Here is a 15,916-nt window from a genome sequence, read left to right on the forward strand (position 1 = left end):
GGGAGAGGGTTAGGGTGAGGGGTAAGATTTTAATTAAGACTTCGTCGACTGCTCAAAGCGGCGTAACAGTTGGTTGCCGCGCTCTACCGCTGAATCCAGCGCCTGCTGAGGCGTTTTCTTCCCGGTCCAGACGCTTTCCAGCTCTTCATCAACGATGGTGCGGATCTGCGGCATGTTGCCCAGACGCAGGCCTTTGGTGAACGGCAACGGCGGCTTGTTCAGCATCTGACGCGTCGCGATGTCCGCGCCCGGGTTCTTGCTGTAGAAGCCCTGCTCCCGGGTCAGGTCGTACGCGGCTTTGGTGATCGGCAGGTAGCCGGTCTTCTGGTGCCACTCGGCGGCGTTTTCCGGCTTCGCCAGGAAGTCGAGGAACTCGGCCACGCCTTTGTAGGTGCCGTTGTCTTTACCCTGCATCACCCACAGGCTCGCCCCGCCGATGATGGCGTTCTGCGGCGCGCCTTTTACATCAGCGTCGTACGGCATCATGCCCACGCCGTAGTTGAATTTGGCGTAGTGACGGATGTCCGCCAGCGAACCGGAAGACGCGGTAGTAATGGCGCAGTCACCGTTGTAGAACTTCTCGGTGGATTCGTCTTTGCGCCCGAAATAGCTGAAGTCGCCCTTCTTGTTCAGATCGGCCAGCAGCGCGATGTGCTTCACCTGCTCCGGCTTGTTAAATTCCAGAACCGCGTCGGTGCCATCGAAGCCGTTGTTTTTGGTGGCAACCGGCAGGCCGTGCCAGGCGCTGAAGTTTTCAATCTGGATCCAGCCCTGCCAGCCGCTGGCGTAGCCGCACTTCATCCCCGCCGCTTTCAGCTTCGCGGTGTACTCCGCCAGATCCTGCCAGGTTTTTGGCGGCTGTTCCGGATCTAAACCGGCTTTTTTGAAGGCATCTTTGTTGTAGTACAGCACCGGCGTGGAGCTGTTAAACGGTTGGGACAGCAGGTGGCCGGTTTTGGAATCGGTGTAGTACCCGGAGACGGTCGGCACAAACTGGGATTCGTCAAAGTTGATGCCCGCGTCTTTGAACACTTCATAGACCGGCTTGATGGCTTTGGAGGCCATCATGGTCGCGGTGCCGACTTCATAAACCTGTAACAGGGCTGGCGCATTGCCGGTACGGAAGGCGGCGATGCCCGCGCTCAGGCTCTGCTCGTAGTTGCCTTTGTACACCGGCACAATTTTGTAATCCGGGTGGGTGTCGTTGAAACGTTGCGCCAGGGAGTCAACCTCTTTACCCAACTCCCCTTCCATAGAATGCCAGAACGGAATGGTGGTCACAGCCATTGCGTTCGCCGCAAAAGCCAGACCGATTGCCAGACCCAAAGCTGTGTGTCGTAACGATGTCATTGTCATCTCTCTTATTATGCCGGATGCGCGATATCACGCGTTTTGTGCTCGCGAGGTAACATGACATGCTCGAATGACAGAAAAATAACTGTTTGTTTACAGATAGGTGACAGCCAGGCGTCAGAGGGATGATGGTTGTGTGAAGGGGTTAATATGAAAAAAAGCCGGGTGGCGGCTTCGCCTTACCCGGCCTACATGGTATCCGTAGGCCCGGTAAGCGCAGCGCCACCGGGCGATACAGACGGCTTAGCCGCCCAAATACGCGCTCCGCACCGCTTCGTTCGCCAGCAGCGCATCGCCGGTATCGGAGAGCACCACGCGGCCGTTCTCCAGCACGTAGCCACGGTCAGCGAGCTTCAGCGCCTGGTTGGCGTTCTGCTCGACGAGGAAGATGGTCATCCCCTCTTTGCGCAGCTGCTCGATGGTGTCGAAGATCTGCTGGATAATGATCGGCGCAAGACCGAGCGAGGGTTCATCCAGCAGCAGCAGACGCGGCTGGCTCATCAGCGCGCGGCCAATCGCCAGCATCTGTTGCTCCCCGCCGGACATGGTGCCCGCGCGCTGAATTCGCCGCTCCCACAGGCGCGGGAAGAGTTCGTATACCCATTTGATGCGGGTCTGGTATTCATCCCGGTGGGCGAAGAAACCGCCCATCGCCAGGTTCTCTTCGACCGTCATGCGCGAGAACACGCGACGCCCTTCCGGGACGATCGCTACCGCTTCACGCATAATTTTAGCCGTCTGCCAGTCGGTAATATCTTTGCCGTCAAACACAATCCGCCCGCTGGTGGCGCGCGGATCGCCGCACAGGGTGCCGAGCAGCGTGGTTTTCCCCGCGCCGTTGGCGCCAATCAGGGTGACGATCTCGCCCTGATTGATATGCAGGCTGACGTCGTGCAGCGCCTGGATCTTGCCGTAGTGCGCATTGACCTTGTCGAACGTTAACATCGCTTTTTCCATCTTATGCCTCACCAAGGTATGCGCGGATCACGTCCGGGTTGCTGCGGATCTCTTCCGGCGTGCCGTTTGCCAGCGGCGTGCCCTGGTTAACCACGTAGATACGGTCCGAAATGCCCATCACCAGCTTCATGTCGTGCTCAATCAGCAGGATGGTGGTGTCGTGATGATCGCGAAGCTCGGCAATCAGCTCGTCCAGCTCTTTGGTCTCTTTCGGGTTAAGGCCCGCCGCCGGTTCGTCGAGCATCAGGATTTCCGGCTGCGTCACCATGCAGCGCACAATCTCCAGACGACGCTGATCGCCGTAGGCCAGGTTGCTCGCCTGCCGGTTGGCGTGCTGGAGCAGGCCGATACGGTCGAGCCAGGTGGCGGCGCGATCGAGCGCCTCCTCCTGCGCGCGGCGGAAGGCCGGGGTTTTCAGCAGGCCGGAAAAGAGGCCGGTTTTGAGCTGCTGATGTTGCGCCACCAGCAGGTTCTCAATCACCGTCATCTCCCGGAACAGACGCACGTGCTGGAAGGTACGCACCACGCCCATGCGGGCAATCTGCTGGCCCGGTAGCCCTTCGAGGTGCTGGTCGCGCAGCATGATGGTGCCACCTGTCGGCTTGTAAAAACCGGTCAGGCAGTTGAATACTGTGGTTTTCCCTGCGCCGTTCGGGCCAATCAGGGAGACAATCTCTTTCTTATGCAGATCCAGATTCACGTTGTTGACCGCCAGCAGGCCACCAAAACGCATCATCAGACCGTTAACGGATAATAATGGCTGACTCATGCCTGCTCTCCTTTCGCTTCCGCGCTCTTAAGCTTCAGCTGTGGACGCGTCATCGGCAGCAAGCCCTGCGGACGCCAGATCATCATCAGCACCATCAAGCCACCCAGCATCAGCATGCTGTATTCGTTAAAGTCGCGCATCAGCTCGCGCGAGACCACCAGCAGGATGGCCGCGAGGATCACGGCGAACTGGGAACCCATCCCGCCGAGCACCACAATCGCCAGCACGAAGGCCGATTCGGCAAAGGTGAACGATTCCGGGCTGACGAAGCCCTGACGCGCGGCAAACAGCGTTCCGGCGAAACCGGCAAACGCGGCGCTGATGGTAAACGCGGTCAGCTTGATACGGGTCGGATTCAGGCCCAGGGAACGGCAGGCGATCTCATCCTCACGCAGCGCTTCCCATGCGCGGCCCAGCGGCATGCGCAGCAGACGGTTGATCACAAACAGGGTAATCACCACCAGCAGCAGCGCCACCAGGTAGAGCCAGATCACGCGGTCGGACGGGTCGTATTTGATGCCAAAGAAGTTGCTGAAGGTATCCCAGCCGCCTTCGCGGGCGGTACGGCTGAACTCCAGGCCGAAGAAGGTCGGTTTCGGGATCTGGCTGATGCCGTTCGGACCGCCGGTCACTTCGGTATTGTTGAGCAGCAGGATACGGACGATTTCGCCGAAGCCTAAGGTCACAATCGCCAGGTAGTCACCGCGCAGGCGCAGCACCGGGAAGCCGAGCAGGAAGCCCGCGGCGGCAGAGACCAGCCCCGCCAGCGGCAAACAGGTCCAGAAGCCGAGGCCGTAATAATGGTTCAGCAGCGCGAAGGTGTACGCGCCGATGGCGTAGAACCCGCCGTAGCCCAGCACCAGCAGGCCAGACAGCCCCACCACCACGTTCAGACCTAGCCCCAGAATCACGTAGATCATGGTCAGGGTGGCAATATCCACCGTCCCGCGCGATACCATAAACGGCCACGCCACGGCAGCCACCAGCAGCGCCACAAGGAACAGCTTCTGCTTCACGGTTGTACCGTCGATCGCCGGAAGGACGAATTTCGGCCCGGAGACGTTCTTCAGCGTCTTCTGGAACAGCGGACGCAGCAGCTGGAACAGGAACACCACGCCAGTACCGATAAACACCCACTGCCAGCGGATATCGGGGGCGGTATCCACCACCAGCTTCGTGCCGTCCAGCCCTAACTGGACGCCCATAAAGACGCCCGCCAGGACGAAGAACATGGCGGCAGAAAGCAGCGCCATCGCAAAATGCATCGGTTTCATACTTTCTCTACCTCCGGACGGCCCAGAATACCGGTAGGCATGACCAGCAGAACCAGAATCAGCAGGGCAAACGACACCACATCTTTATATTCGGTGCTCAGGTACGCCGAAGAGAGCGCTTCGGCCACGCCCAGGATCAGGCCGCCGATCATCGCGCCCGGAATGCTGCCAATGCCGCCCAGTACCGCGGCGGTGAAGGCTTTCATCCCGGCCATAAAGCCGATGTACGGGTTGATTACGCCGTAGAACTGGCCGAGCAACACGCCAGCCACCGCCGCCATCGCTGCGCCGATCACGAAGGTCAGAGCAATCACGCGGTCGGTGTTAATCCCGAGCAGGCTCGCCATCTTCAGATCTTCCGCGCAGGCGCGGCAGGCGCGTCCCATGCGGGAGTAGCGGATGAACAGGGTCAGGGCCAGCATGGCAATAAAGGTCACAACCCAGATAACCAGCTGCATGGTGGTGACAGAGGCAGAGAAGTTTTCGCTGGCCCCCACAATCCACTGGCCGTTAAACAGGCTTGGCAGCGCCACGTCACGCGAACCTTCTGTCAGGCTGACGTAGTTTTGCAGGAAGATGGACATACCGATGGCGGAGATCAGCGCAATAAGGCGCTTGGAGCTGCGCACCGGCCGGTAGGCCACCCGTTCGATGCTCCAGCCGTAGGCGCTGGCAATCACAATCGCGCCGACAAACCCGGCGGCCACCAGCAACCAGCTGCTGTCGATGCCCATCATCATCAACGCGGCGATGATCATAAAGGAGACGTAGCTACCGATCATGTACACCTCGCCGTGGGCGAAGTTGATCATGCCGATAATGCCGTAAACCATCGTGTAGCCGATGGCGATCAGCGCGTAGGTGCTTCCCAGCGTGACGCCGTTAAACATCTGCTGCAAAAAGTAGAGAAACTGCTCGGACATATGCAAACCTTTTTATATCCGCCCGGTAAACCGGGCGGTGGGATTATTATCTGGCGACCGAGGACGAACCGTCGGCGTGCCACTTAAAGACACCAAATTCAAATCCCTTCAGATCGCCTTTCTCATCCCAGTTCAGCGGCCCAATCACGGTGTTCGCCCCGTGTGCTTTTAAATCTTTCACCAGATCCAGCGGCTCTTTGCTGCCGGTGCGATCCATGGCCGTGGCCAGCGACTGCACGGCCGCGTAGGTGATCCAGACGTATGGGCCACTCGGATCTTTCTTCTGTGCCTTGAGCGCATCCACGATAGCTTTATTCGCCGGATCCTGGTCATAGCGTTTTGGCATCGTCACCAGCATGCCTTCGGCAGAATCGCCCGCGATGTTCGACAGGGAGGCATTACCGACGCCCTCAGGCCCCATAAACTGGGTTTTCAGACCGGTGGCGCGCGCCTGGCGCAACATCTGCCCCATTTCCGGGTAGTAGCCGCCGTAGTAAACGAAGTCGATATTCTCTTTTTGCAGGCGGGCGATCAGCGCGGAGAAGTCTTTCTCACCGGCGGTAATGCCGTCGAAGAAGACGATATTCGCCCCGCCTTTTTTCAGGCCGTCCTGTACGGAGCGCGCCAGGCCTTCACCGTACTGCTGTTTGTCATGAATGATGGCAATGCGCTGTGGCTTAACGGTTTCGAGGATGTATTTGGCGGCGGTTGGCCCCTGCGAGGAGTCCAGACCGGCGGTACGCATAATGTGCTGGTAACCCCGCTGGGTCAGTTCCGGGTTGGTGGCGCCCGGGGTGATCATCAGGATGCCTTCGTCTTCGTAGATATCAGACGCAGGCTGCGTGGAGGAGGAACACAGGTGCCCGATGACGTACTGGATACCGTCGTTAACGATTTTGTTGGCGACCGCGACGGCCTGTTTTGGATCGCAGGCGTCGTCATACTCCACGCCCACCAGCTTGTCGCCTTTGATGCCGCCTTTAGCATTGATATCTTTGATGGCCTGACGCGCGCCGTTGAACTCCATATCGCCCCACTGGGCAACGGGGCCGGACATCGCACCCACTACCGCAACTTTAATGTCGTCTGCCATAGCGGCATGCGAGATCGACAGTGCGACCATCCCCGCGATTAACGTCTTCGCGTTCCTTTTCATCTCAGAATCCCCATTCGTGAAGTGATGTATATATTTTGTTTTATTATGGTTAAAAAGCATTCTGTACTTTTAATGAACAACGCTATTTTTACCAGTGCCTTTAATGGTTTAGCGCAGGTTTTTAACAACAACCAGACTAATATCTCTATTTTTCAGGCGATTAAGCAAAGATAATATTCTGAAATCAGACGGAGATAAACAAATAAAAGCGCAGTTTGCAGCATAAAATAACGGTACAAAGCGCCGAATAAATCACTACCATTCAGGTTAAAATTCTGCTTATTTTTCGATCCATGTGTTTTCAAACTGCCCATCGCGTTGCCAAAAAACTAATCACCTGGTAAATGGGAAGAAAAAGAGAAAGTGCCTGAGCAATTAAATTGAGTACACTGGCCGTACTCTTTTTGATTTGGACAAGCAGCTAATGAAACTGACTATCGTGCGTCTGGTGACCTTTAGCGACCAGGATCATATCGACCTGGGCAAGATCTGGCCGGAATATTCTTCTTCATCGCTGGCCGTCGATGAGAACCACCGCATCTATGCCGCGCGCTTTAACGAGCGCCTGCTGGCCGCCGTCCGCGTAACGCTGAGCGGCACGGAAGGGGCGCTGGACTCCCTGCGCGTGCGCGACGTGACCCGTCGTCGCGGGGTCGGGCAGTATTTGATTGAAGAGGTGATCCGCGAAAACCCGAGCGTGACCTCCTGGTGGATGGCCGACGTGGGCGTGGAGGATCGCGGCGTAATGGCGGCGTTTATGCAGGCGTTAGGGTTTACGGCGCAGGCGAACGGGTGGGAGAAGCGCTAAAAGAAAGCCGGGTGGCGGCTGCGCCTTACCCGGCCTACATTGTCTGCCACATTGTGTGCCGCATTATCTGCCGCATTTTCCCAGGCTGATTGTAGGCCCGGTAAGCGAAGCGCCACCGGGCAAAAGCGGGGCTCTGCGGCCTGATGCCCTCACCCCGGCCCTCTCCCACGGGGAGAGGGAGAAAACATTAAAAAAGGCAACTTATGTTGCCTTTTTGCTTTTATTTGGCGTCTGTCGCCGTGCCGTTGGCATGCCAGTCAAACACGCCGAACTCGAAGCCCTTCAGGTCGCCCTTCTCATCCCAGGACAGCGGCCCCATCACGGTTTCCACCGAGTTCGCTTTCAGCCAGGTGGCAATCTCCGCCGGATCGGCTGACTGGTTCAGGCCCGCTTGCAGAGACTGCAACGCTGCGTAAGTGGTCCAGACGAACGCACCGCTTGGATCCTGTTTCTTCGCCTTGATGGCATCTACAACAGGTTTGTTCGCAGGCACCTGGTCGTAGTTTTTCGGTTTGGTCACCAGCAGCCCTTCAGCAGACTCACCCGCGATGTTAGACAGGGAAACGTTCGCCACGCCTTCTGGCCCCATGAACTGTGTCTTCAGACCCGCCGCACGCGCCTGACGCAGGATCTGCCCCATTTCCGGGTGGTAGCCGCCGTAATAAACGAAGTCGATATTCTCTTTCTTCAGACGCGCTACCAGAGTCGAGAAGTCTTTCTCACCGGCGGTGATACCGTCAAAGAACACCACGTTGGCATTCGCTTTTTTCAGGTTATCCTGCACCGCACGGGCCAGGCCTTCGCCGTACTGCTGTTTGTCATGAACAATCGCGATGCGCTGCGGCTTCACTTTTTCAACAATGTATTTCGCGGCGGTTGGCCCCTGATCGGAGTCCAGACCGGTGGTACGCAGGATCAGCTTATAGCCGCGCGCGGTCAGCTCTGGTGCCGTCGCAGCCGGCGTGATCATCAGAATGCCTTCGTCTTCGTAGATGTCAGACGCGGGCTGGGTGGAAGAGGAGCACAGGTGACCGATAACGTATTTGATCCCGTCATTTACCACTTTGTTCGCCACCGCGACCGCCTGTTTCGGGTCACAGGCATCGTCATATTTTACGATTTGCAGCTTTTCGCCCTTGATGCCGCCCTTAGCATTAATGTCTGCAACCGCCTGTTCCGCGCCCGTAAATTCCTGGTCGCCGTACTGTGCTACCGGACCAGACATCGCGCCCACCACGGCCACTTTAATATCGGCCTGCGCCATAGTGCTGAATGCCAACGCGATACATCCTGCCAGTAACGCTTTACCCTTCATGTTCATCCTGAGATTCCCCATTATTATGGTTATAACGATTGTTGTGATGTTGTTGTGTAGCGCTTTATTTCAATTATAGGCGTGCTGTTCGCGCTTTTTCAGCATACTCTGCTAAAACATACCCCATTTTTATGATTTTGGAATAGCTAATTTGAAATGAAAATATGATAAGCCCGACCTTCATTTCAGCCGGGCTTTTGGCTTTATCGTGTCAGCGAGGCGGAAATAATATCCAGCGCTTTACGGAACTGCGCTTCGGGGATGGTGAGCGGGTAGAGGAAGCGGATAACGTTGCCGTAGACGCCGCAACTCAAAAGCAGCAGCCCTTCGTTCAACGCGCGTTCCTGAACCTGACGGGTAAATTCCGGCGACGGCTGTCCGGTTTGCGGATCGGTAAATTCCACCGCCACCATCGAGCCCTGCCCACGGATATCGGCGATCCAGGGACAGCCATCCTTCGCTTTATTCAGCACCTCGACAAGATGATGGCCGAGATGAGACGCGCGCGTGCAGAGATCTTCCTCGTCAATCACGTCCAGCACCGCATGGGCCGCCGCAATCGCCAGCGGGTTACCCGCGTAGGTGCCGCCCAGTCCGCCCGGAGCGGGCGCGTCCATCACCTCTGCCCGGCCAGAGACGGCAGAGAGCGGCATTCCGCCCGCCAGGCTTTTCGCCATGGTGATCAGATCGGGCTTCACGCAGTGGTTTTCCATGGAGAATAGCTTGCCGGTACGGGCGAAGCCGGTTTGCACTTCGTCGGCAATCAGTAAAATCCCGTGGGTATCGCACAGGGCACGCAGCGCCTGCATAAAATCAGCGGGCGCGACGTTGAATCCGCCCTCGCCCTGGACCGGTTCAATAATGATTGCCGCCACCTGATCGGGCGCGATATCGGCTTTGAAGATGCGCTCCAGGCTTTTTAACGCTTCGGCGGTACTGACGCCGTGCAGGTTGTTGGGGAATTGCGCGTGGTACACCGAGCCGGGGAACGGGCCGAAGCCGAGCTTATAGGGCGCCACTTTGCCGGTCAGCGCCATGGTCATAAAGGTACGGCCGTGGAACGCGCCGCCGAAGGTGATAAGGCCGGGACGTCTGGTGTACGCGCGGGCAATTTTCACCGCGTTTTCGACCGCTTCTGCACCCGTTGAGAAGAAGGCGGTTTTGGCTGGCCCCTCTATGGGTACGCGCTGGTTGATGCGCTCGGCAAGCGCCACATAACCTTCATAGGGGACGATCTGGTAAGCGGTATGGGTAAAGGCATGAAGCTGTTTTTCGATGGCGGCGATAACTTTAGGATGGCGATGCCCGGTATTCAGCACGGCGATCCCGGCGGCAAAATCAATATACTCGTTACCTTCTACGTCCCACACCGTGGCGTTTTCGGCTTTATCGGCATAGAAGTTACACATGACGCCGATACCGCGCGGCGTTGCCTGTAAACGCCGGTCGTTCAGTTCGTTATTTTTCACCCTGTCACCCTCTGAATGTCGCCTGCTTAGCGCATCAGTAAGTGTTTGCCAGGGGGAAGAAATTCGCCAGAGCGGGCGCTAAAAAAACAAAACCCCCAGACTCTCATCCAGGGGTTCTCGGTGTACTTCGCGGAAATTACGCTTCGATAGCGGCGCGAAGTTTTTTCATGGCGTTCTTCTCAAGCTGACGCACACGTTCAGCGGAGACGCCGTAGCGGTCGGCCAGTTCCTGCAACGTGGACTTGTTATCTTCGTCCAGCCAGCGGGCACGGATGATATCCTGGCTACGCTCGTCGAGGCCTTCCATCGCGAAGGTCAGCTTGTTTGCCGCCTGGTCTTCCCAGTTATCCTCTTCAATGCCGTCAGCAAAGTTAGAGGTTTTATCCTGCAGATACAGGACCGGGGCCATCGGCTGGCTGTCGGAGGCATCGTCGTCGGCAGACATATCAAACGTCATGTCCTGCGCGGCCATACGGGATTCCATCTCGCGGACGTCTTTGCTGGAAACGCCCAGCTCGCGCGCCACCATTTCCACTTCATCCTGATTGAACCAGCCCAGACGCTGCTTGGTTTTACGCAAGTTGAAGAACAGTTTGCGCTGCGCTTTCGTCGTGGCGACTTTCACAATACGCCAGTTACGCAGGACGTATTCGTGAATTTCCGCTTTGATCCAGTGCACGGCGAAGGAGACGAGTCGCACACCCACTTCCGGGTTGAAGCGACGTACCGCCTTCATCAGGCCAATGTTACCTTCCTGAATCAGGTCCGCCTGCGGCAGGCCGTAGCCCGCATAATTACGAGCAACGTGAACAACAAAGCGCAGGTGAGACAGGATCAGCGTTTTAGCTGCTTCCAGATCGCCCTGGTAATGCAGCTTTTCAGCAAGCTCCTTTTCTTCCTCAGCCGTTAACATCGGCCAGGTGTTCGCAGCCCGGATGTAAGATTCCAGGTTACCAACAGGGGCTAAAGCTAAAGTTTGCATTTCTTTGGTCATTCATTCCTCTCAATGTTTCTTCTGGTCCAGGTTGTCCCCGTCAGGCAACAACCATGCCAAAGCGTTTGAGCAACGAGATTAGCATTCACTCTTTTATCAGACAGTGATTTTATCCACAAGTTCCAGGTGCAACAGTGAATAAATTACGCACAAAATGTGACATGAAGATGATTACAGGGGAAGAGACAACAGGGACGCTTTCCCTGCAAGCGAACATCTCGGTGCAGGGAAAGATTATATCACGCTTTTATTAGTCGGGAGTAAAGTGGCGTAAATGTTGAACCGTTGCCAGCCATGCCGCCACCCAGCCGATCATGGAGCAGACCAGCAGCAACAGCAGGCACTCATCGAACCCTAAGCCACTGATATCAAACTTCGTTCCGAAAACCTGCGCCACCTCGGTGACGGCAGACGACAGCCGCATCACCAAAATTTCTGACAAAATCAATGAAAGAAATGCACCAGAAAAACCTAATAACGCGCCGCCATAGAGGAACGGGCGGAGGATGAAACCATCCGTTGCGCCAATCAGTTTCTGCACGTTGATGGTATCGCGACGGGCGAAGATGCTCAGGCGCACGCTGTTACCGATGACGAGGAACACCGCCGCCACCATCAGCACGCCGATCATCGCCGATACGCGCCCCACCAGCCCGGTCAGGGCGGCAAGACGGGCAAACCAGCTGTCGTCCATGCGCACTTCATCAATCCCATTGATGCGGGTAATGCGGTCGCGCAGGGTGTTGAGCGAATCGGTGCCCTGGAAATCGAGCTTCGGGATCACCACCGCCACGGCGGGCAGCGGGTTCTCTTCCAGCATATCCAGCGCGCCGCCGAACCCGGACCAGTTGCGGAATTCGCCCAGCGCTTCATCGCGGGAAAGATAGTTCACTTTCTCCACGCCCTGCTCGGCCTGAATCTGCCCCACCACTTGCGCCGCCGCGTTATCGTCGAGGGCTTTATCCAGATAAACGGTGATCTGAGGCGACGGATAGTACTGGGACGCCGCCTGGTTTACGTTTTTGTAAACCATGTAGCAGACGCTCGGCAGCGTCAGGGAGATGGCAATCACCATCACCGTCAGGAACGTCGCCAGCGGTTTGCTTTTTAGATCCTGCAACGCGCCCTGGAAGGCGTAGCGCACCTGTTCGTTGAAGACGTTGGTTTTACGGGAGTTCGGTTTCGGTGTCGCTTTGGCACGCTTAGGCGCATGGCGATTGCCGTCCCCGCCGCCCTGAGGCTTGCGGAAACGGTCAAACCGGTTGCTGAACTGCCGAATCTGGTTCATTGCATCACGCTTATTCACCGTGGCCTCCGTGCAAATGCCCGTCGCTCAGGGTCAGCATGCGGTACGAACGGCGTGAGATAAGCCCCATGTCGTGCGTCGCCATCAGTACCGTGACCCCCACGCGGTTAAATTCCTCAAACAGACGCAGGATCCCTTCAGAGAGGGCATCGTCCAGGTTACCGGTCGGTTCATCCGCCAGCAAGACGGCAGGCTTGTTCACCACCGCACGGGCGATGCCCACGCGCTGCTGCTCACCGCCGGAGAGCTGGATCGGGAAGTTCTTCGCTTTGTCCAGCAGCCCGACCTTATCCAGTGCCGCCGAAACGCGACGGCGGATATCATCGTAACTGGCGCCGGCAATAATCAGCGGGATCGCGACGTTATCGAAAACCGTGCGATCCATCAGCAGGTGGTGATCCTGGAAAATCATGCCAATCTGACGACGCAGGAACGGCACTTCACGGTTCTTAAGACGGCTAATTTCATGGCCGCTGAACCAGATTTTCCCGGCACTTGGCCGCTCGATCCCACAGATCAGCTTGAGCAGGGTACTTTTCCCCGCGCCGGAATGGCCGGTCAGGAATGCCATCTCGCCTGGCTGGAGGTGGAATGTTACCCCCTGTAGCGCTTGTCTCCCGCCGAGATAGGCCTTGCTGACGTGTTCAAAGCGAATCATTGTTAGTCCTCTCGGGCAAATAGTGCCTCAATAAAGTCGTCCGCTTTAAACGGACGTAAATCCTCAATACGCTCGCCCACACCGATGTAACGGATAGGAATGCCGAACTGGTCGGCCACGGAGAAGATCACCCCGCCTTTCGCGGTGCCGTCCAGCTTGGTCAGCGTGATCCCGGTCAGTCCTACCGCTTCATTGAACAGCTTCGCCTGGCTGATGGCGTTCTGTCCGGTGCTGGCGTCGATAGTCAGCATAATTTCATGCGGTGCATCTTCGTCCAGCTTCTTCATGACGCGAACGATTTTCTTCAGCTCTTCCATCAGGTGCGATTTGTTCTGCAAACGCCCTGCGGTATCTGCAATCAGCACGTCCACGTTACGCGACTTCGCCGCCTGGATGGCATCGAAAATCACGGACGCGGAATCCGCGCCGGTGTGCTGGGCAATGACCGGAATATTGTTGCGCTGGCCCCACACCTGGAGCTGTTCCACCGCTGCCGCACGGAAGGTATCGCCCGCCGCCAGCATCACCGATTTGCCCTGCTGCTCAAACTGGCGCGCCAGCTTGCCGATGGTGGTGGTTTTACCCACGCCGTTGACGCCAACCATCAGAATAACAAAGGGCATTTTGCCTTCAATATTAAGCGGTTCGTCAACTTTTGCGAGAATTTCACCCATCTCGTCTTTCAGCAGGCCGTACAGCGCCTCGGCGTCACGCAGCTGTTTGCGGTTCGCCCCTTCGGTCAGGTTGGCGATGATTTTCCGGGTGGTTTCCACGCCCACGTCCGCAATCAGCAGTTGCTCTTCCAGCTCCTCAAACAGATCGTCGTCGATCTTCTTGCCGCGGAACAGACTGATAAATCCGGAACCTAAGTTTTCTTTGGTTTTGAGCAGGCTGCGCTTCAGGCGCGCGAAGAAACCTTCTTTGGTCGGTTTTTCCTGCTCCTGAACGATCTCTTCTTCGGCCTGCTCTTCCACCGGCACGACGATGACCGCTTCTTCAGCCGCTTCCGCCGCCAGCGCCTGGGCCTCCAGCTCTTCGTCGGTCAGCTCTGGCTCAAGGGCCGCTTCTTCTTCCACCGCCTCAACAATTTCAACGGTTTCCGCTTCGGCCTGCCACTCTTCGGCAGAAACCTCTTCAGCTTTCACCTCTTCCGGCAGCGGCAGCGCTTCGTGTTCGATAGCGGCCTGCGGCGCTTCGGTAAGGGTTTCAACGATAACCGGCTCTGGTTTTTCGCTCTCCTGAACCTGTTCGGTAACCTCAACCACCTCTTCGGCAAAGGATTCAATCTCTTCTTTGCTGTGGGCTGGCTCTTCCGCTTCGACAACCGCAGCGGTTTCGACAGGCGTTTCAGGCTGTGACTGCTCTTCTACAACCTGCTGTTCTTCGGTTTTCTGTTCTGTTTCTTGCTCTTTTTCACCGAAACCCAACCAGGAAAAGAAGCCACGTTTTTTTTGTTTTGCCATCTGCGACTACACTCCTCGCGGCGCTATATACAGGGAAGCTAAAAAAATGATGAAATAGTCTAACACTTTACTTAATTGACATCACCGCCCGCAATCGCAGGGCATTGTTAACAGAGCTTTCCTGAGATGAAGAAACCCACCCGCGCCCCGGCCGGTCAAATTCGCATTATCGGCGGTCAGTGGCGAGGCCGGAAATTACCGGTGCCGGACAGCCCCGGTTTACGCCCTACCACGGACCGCGTTCGCGAGACGCTGTTTAACTGGCTCGCCCCGTCAATGGTAGACGCCCATTGCCTGGACTGCTTCGCCGGAAGCGGTGCATTAGGGCTGGAAGCGCTGTCGCGCTATGCTGCGAGCGCCACGCTGCTGGAGATGGAGCGCGGCGTCGCGCAGACGTTGCAGCAAAATTTGGCTACGCTGAAAGCAACCAACGCCAAAGTGGTGAATACCAACACGCTGAGCTTCCTCGCGCAACAGGGGACGCCGTTCAACGTGGTGTTTGTTGACCCGCCGTTCCGTAAAGGGCTGCTGGAAGAGACATTATCGTTGCTGGAAAAAAATGGCTGGCTGGCAGACGACGCGCTGATTTACGTTGAAAGCGAAGTGGAAAATGGTCTACCGCCCGTTCCCGTTCACTGGGATCTGCACCGCGAGAAGGTCGCCGGCCAGGTGGCTTATCGTCTGTATCACCGTCAGGCACAAGGAGGATCCGATGCCAGTACTGATTAACGTAGGGCGCTTGCTGATGCTGGGCGTCTGGGCTTTTTTGATTTTGAATCTGGTGCACCCGTTCCCGCGTCCGCTGAATATCTTCATTAACGTGGCGCTGATTTTTACCGCGTTCATGCATGCCTTACAGATGGTGATGCTGAAAAACGGACTGCCGAAAGATAGCCCACCGATGACCGGCTGGCAGCAGCTGCGGGTGTTTATTTTCGGCGTATTTGAGCTGCTGGTGTGGATGAAGAAGTTTAAGGCGCAGGTGAAGAAGTAAGGTGCGGCCAGATGCCCTCACCCTAACCCTCTCCCACAGGGAGAGGGGACGCTTACACCCTCTCCCCTTCGGGGAGAGGGCCGGGGTGAGGGGAAAATTACTGCTCCGGTTCAAACCCTTCAAACCGCGACCCTTTGTAGCTCAGCGTGCCTTTCTCCCCCACCGTCAGCTGGTGGTACTGCTGCGCCTCCAGTCGGAAGGTCATCTCCAGCCCGCCGGTTTCCGGCTTAAAGCTCGCTTCATAGCGCATCGTTGTGCCCGCAGGCGTCACCTGCTGCTGGCGGGATCGGCGGTCATTAAGCGGTTTCTCGCGCTTGTTCGTCACCACCACGCGCTTTTGCATCAGCGGCGCGGCATCGTTGTCGGCCTTCTCACGGCGCTGCTGCACGAAGCGAAACGAGGCGGCAATGACGATAATCGCCAGCACGACAATAAAAAACAGCGGCATCTTGCTCATTGAAAAATCCCATCAGATTA

At 57.0% G+C, this 15,916-nt stretch carries 16 protein-coding genes; 3 read left to right on the forward strand and 13 right to left on the reverse strand.

The window, feature by feature from the left end:
- Positions 1-33: 33 nt before the first annotated feature.
- From ugpB to livK, 6 genes are all read right to left on the reverse strand, one after another.
- A complete protein-coding gene (gene ugpB / locus L350_RS02265) occupies positions 34-1,350 on the reverse strand; it encodes a sn-glycerol-3-phosphate ABC transporter substrate-binding protein UgpB (protein WP_032626829.1) in 1,317 nt (438 codons plus the stop codon).
- 246 nt (positions 1,351-1,596) lie between these two features.
- Entirely contained in the window at positions 1,597-2,310 is a 714-nt protein-coding gene (livF, locus tag L350_RS02260) for a high-affinity branched-chain amino acid ABC transporter ATP-binding protein LivF (RefSeq protein WP_023298801.1), read from the reverse strand.
- Between the two features lies 1 nt (position 2,311).
- On the reverse strand, positions 2,312-3,079 hold the full coding sequence (livG, locus tag L350_RS02255) for a high-affinity branched-chain amino acid ABC transporter ATP-binding protein LivG (protein WP_022649661.1): 768 nt from the start codon (positions 3,077-3,079) through the stop codon (positions 2,312-2,314).
- The gene (locus L350_RS02250) at positions 3,076-4,353 is read right to left on the reverse strand and encodes a high-affinity branched-chain amino acid ABC transporter permease LivM (protein WP_006812275.1); all 1,278 of its coding nucleotides are present in this window, start codon (positions 4,351-4,353) and stop codon (positions 3,076-3,078) included. The genes livG and L350_RS02250 overlap by 4 nt, the downstream gene beginning before the upstream one ends.
- Positions 4,350-5,276 carry a high-affinity branched-chain amino acid ABC transporter permease LivH gene (gene livH / locus L350_RS02245; RefSeq protein ID WP_003861540.1) on the reverse strand — a complete coding sequence of 309 codons (927 nt, stop codon included), beginning with the start codon at positions 5,274-5,276 and terminating at the stop codon, positions 4,350-4,352. Before livH ends, L350_RS02250 begins: the two co-directional genes overlap by 4 nt.
- Before the next feature lie 46 nt (positions 5,277-5,322).
- Positions 5,323-6,432: a high-affinity branched-chain amino acid ABC transporter substrate-binding protein LivK gene (livK, locus tag L350_RS02240; protein WP_023307130.1), complete on the reverse strand. Its 1,110-nt coding sequence runs from the start codon at positions 6,430-6,432 to the stop codon at positions 5,323-5,325.
- Positions 6,433-6,856: 424 nt separating this feature from the next.
- Between livK and panM the strand changes: the two genes are divergently transcribed.
- On the forward strand, positions 6,857-7,240 hold the full coding sequence (gene panM, locus L350_RS02235; protein WP_022649664.1) for an aspartate 1-decarboxylase autocleavage activator PanM: 384 nt from the start codon (positions 6,857-6,859) through the stop codon (positions 7,238-7,240).
- Between the two features lie 220 nt (positions 7,241-7,460).
- On the opposite strand, the gene livJ is transcribed toward panM, so the two are convergent.
- From livJ to ftsY, 6 genes are all read right to left on the reverse strand, one after another.
- Positions 7,461-8,561, reverse strand: coding sequence for a branched chain amino acid ABC transporter substrate-binding protein LivJ (gene livJ, locus L350_RS02230; RefSeq protein WP_015571474.1), 1,101 nt, complete (start codon positions 8,559-8,561; stop codon positions 7,461-7,463).
- Positions 8,562-8,758: 197 nt separating this feature from the next.
- Positions 8,759-10,024, reverse strand: coding sequence for a 4-aminobutyrate--2-oxoglutarate transaminase (locus L350_RS02225; protein ID WP_032626831.1), 1,266 nt, complete (start codon positions 10,022-10,024; stop codon positions 8,759-8,761).
- A 136-nt stretch (positions 10,025-10,160) separates the two neighbouring features.
- A complete protein-coding gene (rpoH, locus tag L350_RS02220) occupies positions 10,161-11,018 on the reverse strand; it encodes an RNA polymerase sigma factor RpoH (RefSeq protein ID WP_000159624.1) in 858 nt (285 codons plus the stop codon).
- Between the two features lie 250 nt (positions 11,019-11,268).
- Positions 11,269-12,324 (reverse strand): permease-like cell division protein FtsX, encoded by a 1,056-nt coding sequence (gene ftsX / locus L350_RS02215; RefSeq protein WP_022649667.1) that lies wholly within the window; start codon positions 12,322-12,324, stop codon positions 11,269-11,271.
- Positions 12,317-12,982, reverse strand: a complete 666-nt coding sequence (ftsE, locus tag L350_RS02210) for a cell division ATP-binding protein FtsE (protein ID WP_006812284.1) — start codon at positions 12,980-12,982, stop codon at positions 12,317-12,319. Before ftsE ends, ftsX begins: the two co-directional genes overlap by 8 nt.
- A gap of 2 nt (positions 12,983-12,984) precedes the next feature.
- Positions 12,985-14,445 carry a signal recognition particle-docking protein FtsY gene (gene ftsY / locus L350_RS02205; RefSeq protein ID WP_023298805.1) on the reverse strand — a complete coding sequence of 487 codons (1,461 nt, stop codon included), beginning with the start codon at positions 14,443-14,445 and terminating at the stop codon, positions 12,985-12,987.
- A gap of 126 nt (positions 14,446-14,571) precedes the next feature.
- On the opposite strand from ftsY, the gene rsmD reads away from it, so the two are divergent.
- Positions 14,572-15,174 (forward strand): 16S rRNA (guanine(966)-N(2))-methyltransferase, encoded by a 603-nt coding sequence (rsmD, locus tag L350_RS02200; protein WP_022649669.1) that lies wholly within the window; start codon positions 14,572-14,574, stop codon positions 15,172-15,174.
- Entirely contained in the window at positions 15,158-15,439 is a 282-nt protein-coding gene (locus tag L350_RS02195; protein ID WP_022649670.1) for a DUF1145 family protein, read from the forward strand. The genes rsmD and L350_RS02195 overlap by 17 nt, the downstream gene beginning before the upstream one ends.
- 97 nt (positions 15,440-15,536) lie before the next feature.
- On the opposite strand, the gene L350_RS02190 is transcribed toward L350_RS02195, so the two are convergent.
- Positions 15,537-15,896, reverse strand: coding sequence for a DUF2500 domain-containing protein (locus L350_RS02190; protein ID WP_022649671.1), 360 nt, complete (start codon positions 15,894-15,896; stop codon positions 15,537-15,539).
- Positions 15,897-15,916: the final 20 nt, after the last annotated feature.

Origin of the sequence: Enterobacter sp. MGH 4 (genome assembly GCF_000534735.1) — a bacterium.
Classification (GTDB): Bacteria; Pseudomonadota; Gammaproteobacteria; order Enterobacterales; family Enterobacteriaceae; genus Enterobacter; species Enterobacter intestinihominis.

Bases quoted from the DNA above. Each gene is read 5' to 3' on its own strand.
- ugpB (WP_032626829.1), bottom strand. From the start codon at position 1,350: ATGACATCGTTACGACACACAGCTTTGGGTCTGGCAATCGGTCTGGCT.
- ftsY (WP_023298805.1), bottom strand. From the start codon at position 14,445: ATGGCAAAACAAAAAAAACGTGGCTTCTTTTCCTGGTTGGGTTTCGGT.
- livJ (WP_015571474.1), bottom strand. From the start codon at position 8,561: ATGAACATGAAGGGTAAAGCGTTACTGGCAGGATGTATCGCGTTGGCA.
- rpoH (WP_000159624.1), bottom strand. From the start codon at position 11,018: ATGACCAAAGAAATGCAAACTTTAGCTTTAGCCCCTGTTGGTAACCTG.
- L350_RS02190 (WP_022649671.1), bottom strand. From the start codon at position 15,896: ATGAGCAAGATGCCGCTGTTTTTTATTGTCGTGCTGGCGATTATCGTC.
- ftsE (WP_006812284.1), bottom strand. From the start codon at position 12,982: ATGATTCGCTTTGAACACGTCAGCAAGGCCTATCTCGGCGGGAGACAA.
- L350_RS02250 (WP_006812275.1), bottom strand. From the start codon at position 4,353: ATGAAACCGATGCATTTTGCGATGGCGCTGCTTTCTGCCGCCATGTTC.
- L350_RS02195 (WP_022649670.1), top strand. From the start codon at position 15,158: ATGCCAGTACTGATTAACGTAGGGCGCTTGCTGATGCTGGGCGTCTGG.
- livF (WP_023298801.1), bottom strand. From the start codon at position 2,310: ATGGAAAAAGCGATGTTAACGTTCGACAAGGTCAATGCGCACTACGGC.
- rsmD (WP_022649669.1), top strand. From the start codon at position 14,572: ATGAAGAAACCCACCCGCGCCCCGGCCGGTCAAATTCGCATTATCGGC.
- livK (WP_023307130.1), bottom strand. From the start codon at position 6,432: ATGAAAAGGAACGCGAAGACGTTAATCGCGGGGATGGTCGCACTGTCG.
- panM (WP_022649664.1), top strand. From the start codon at position 6,857: ATGAAACTGACTATCGTGCGTCTGGTGACCTTTAGCGACCAGGATCAT.
- livH (WP_003861540.1), bottom strand. From the start codon at position 5,276: ATGTCCGAGCAGTTTCTCTACTTTTTGCAGCAGATGTTTAACGGCGTC.
- livG (WP_022649661.1), bottom strand. From the start codon at position 3,079: ATGAGTCAGCCATTATTATCCGTTAACGGTCTGATGATGCGTTTTGGT.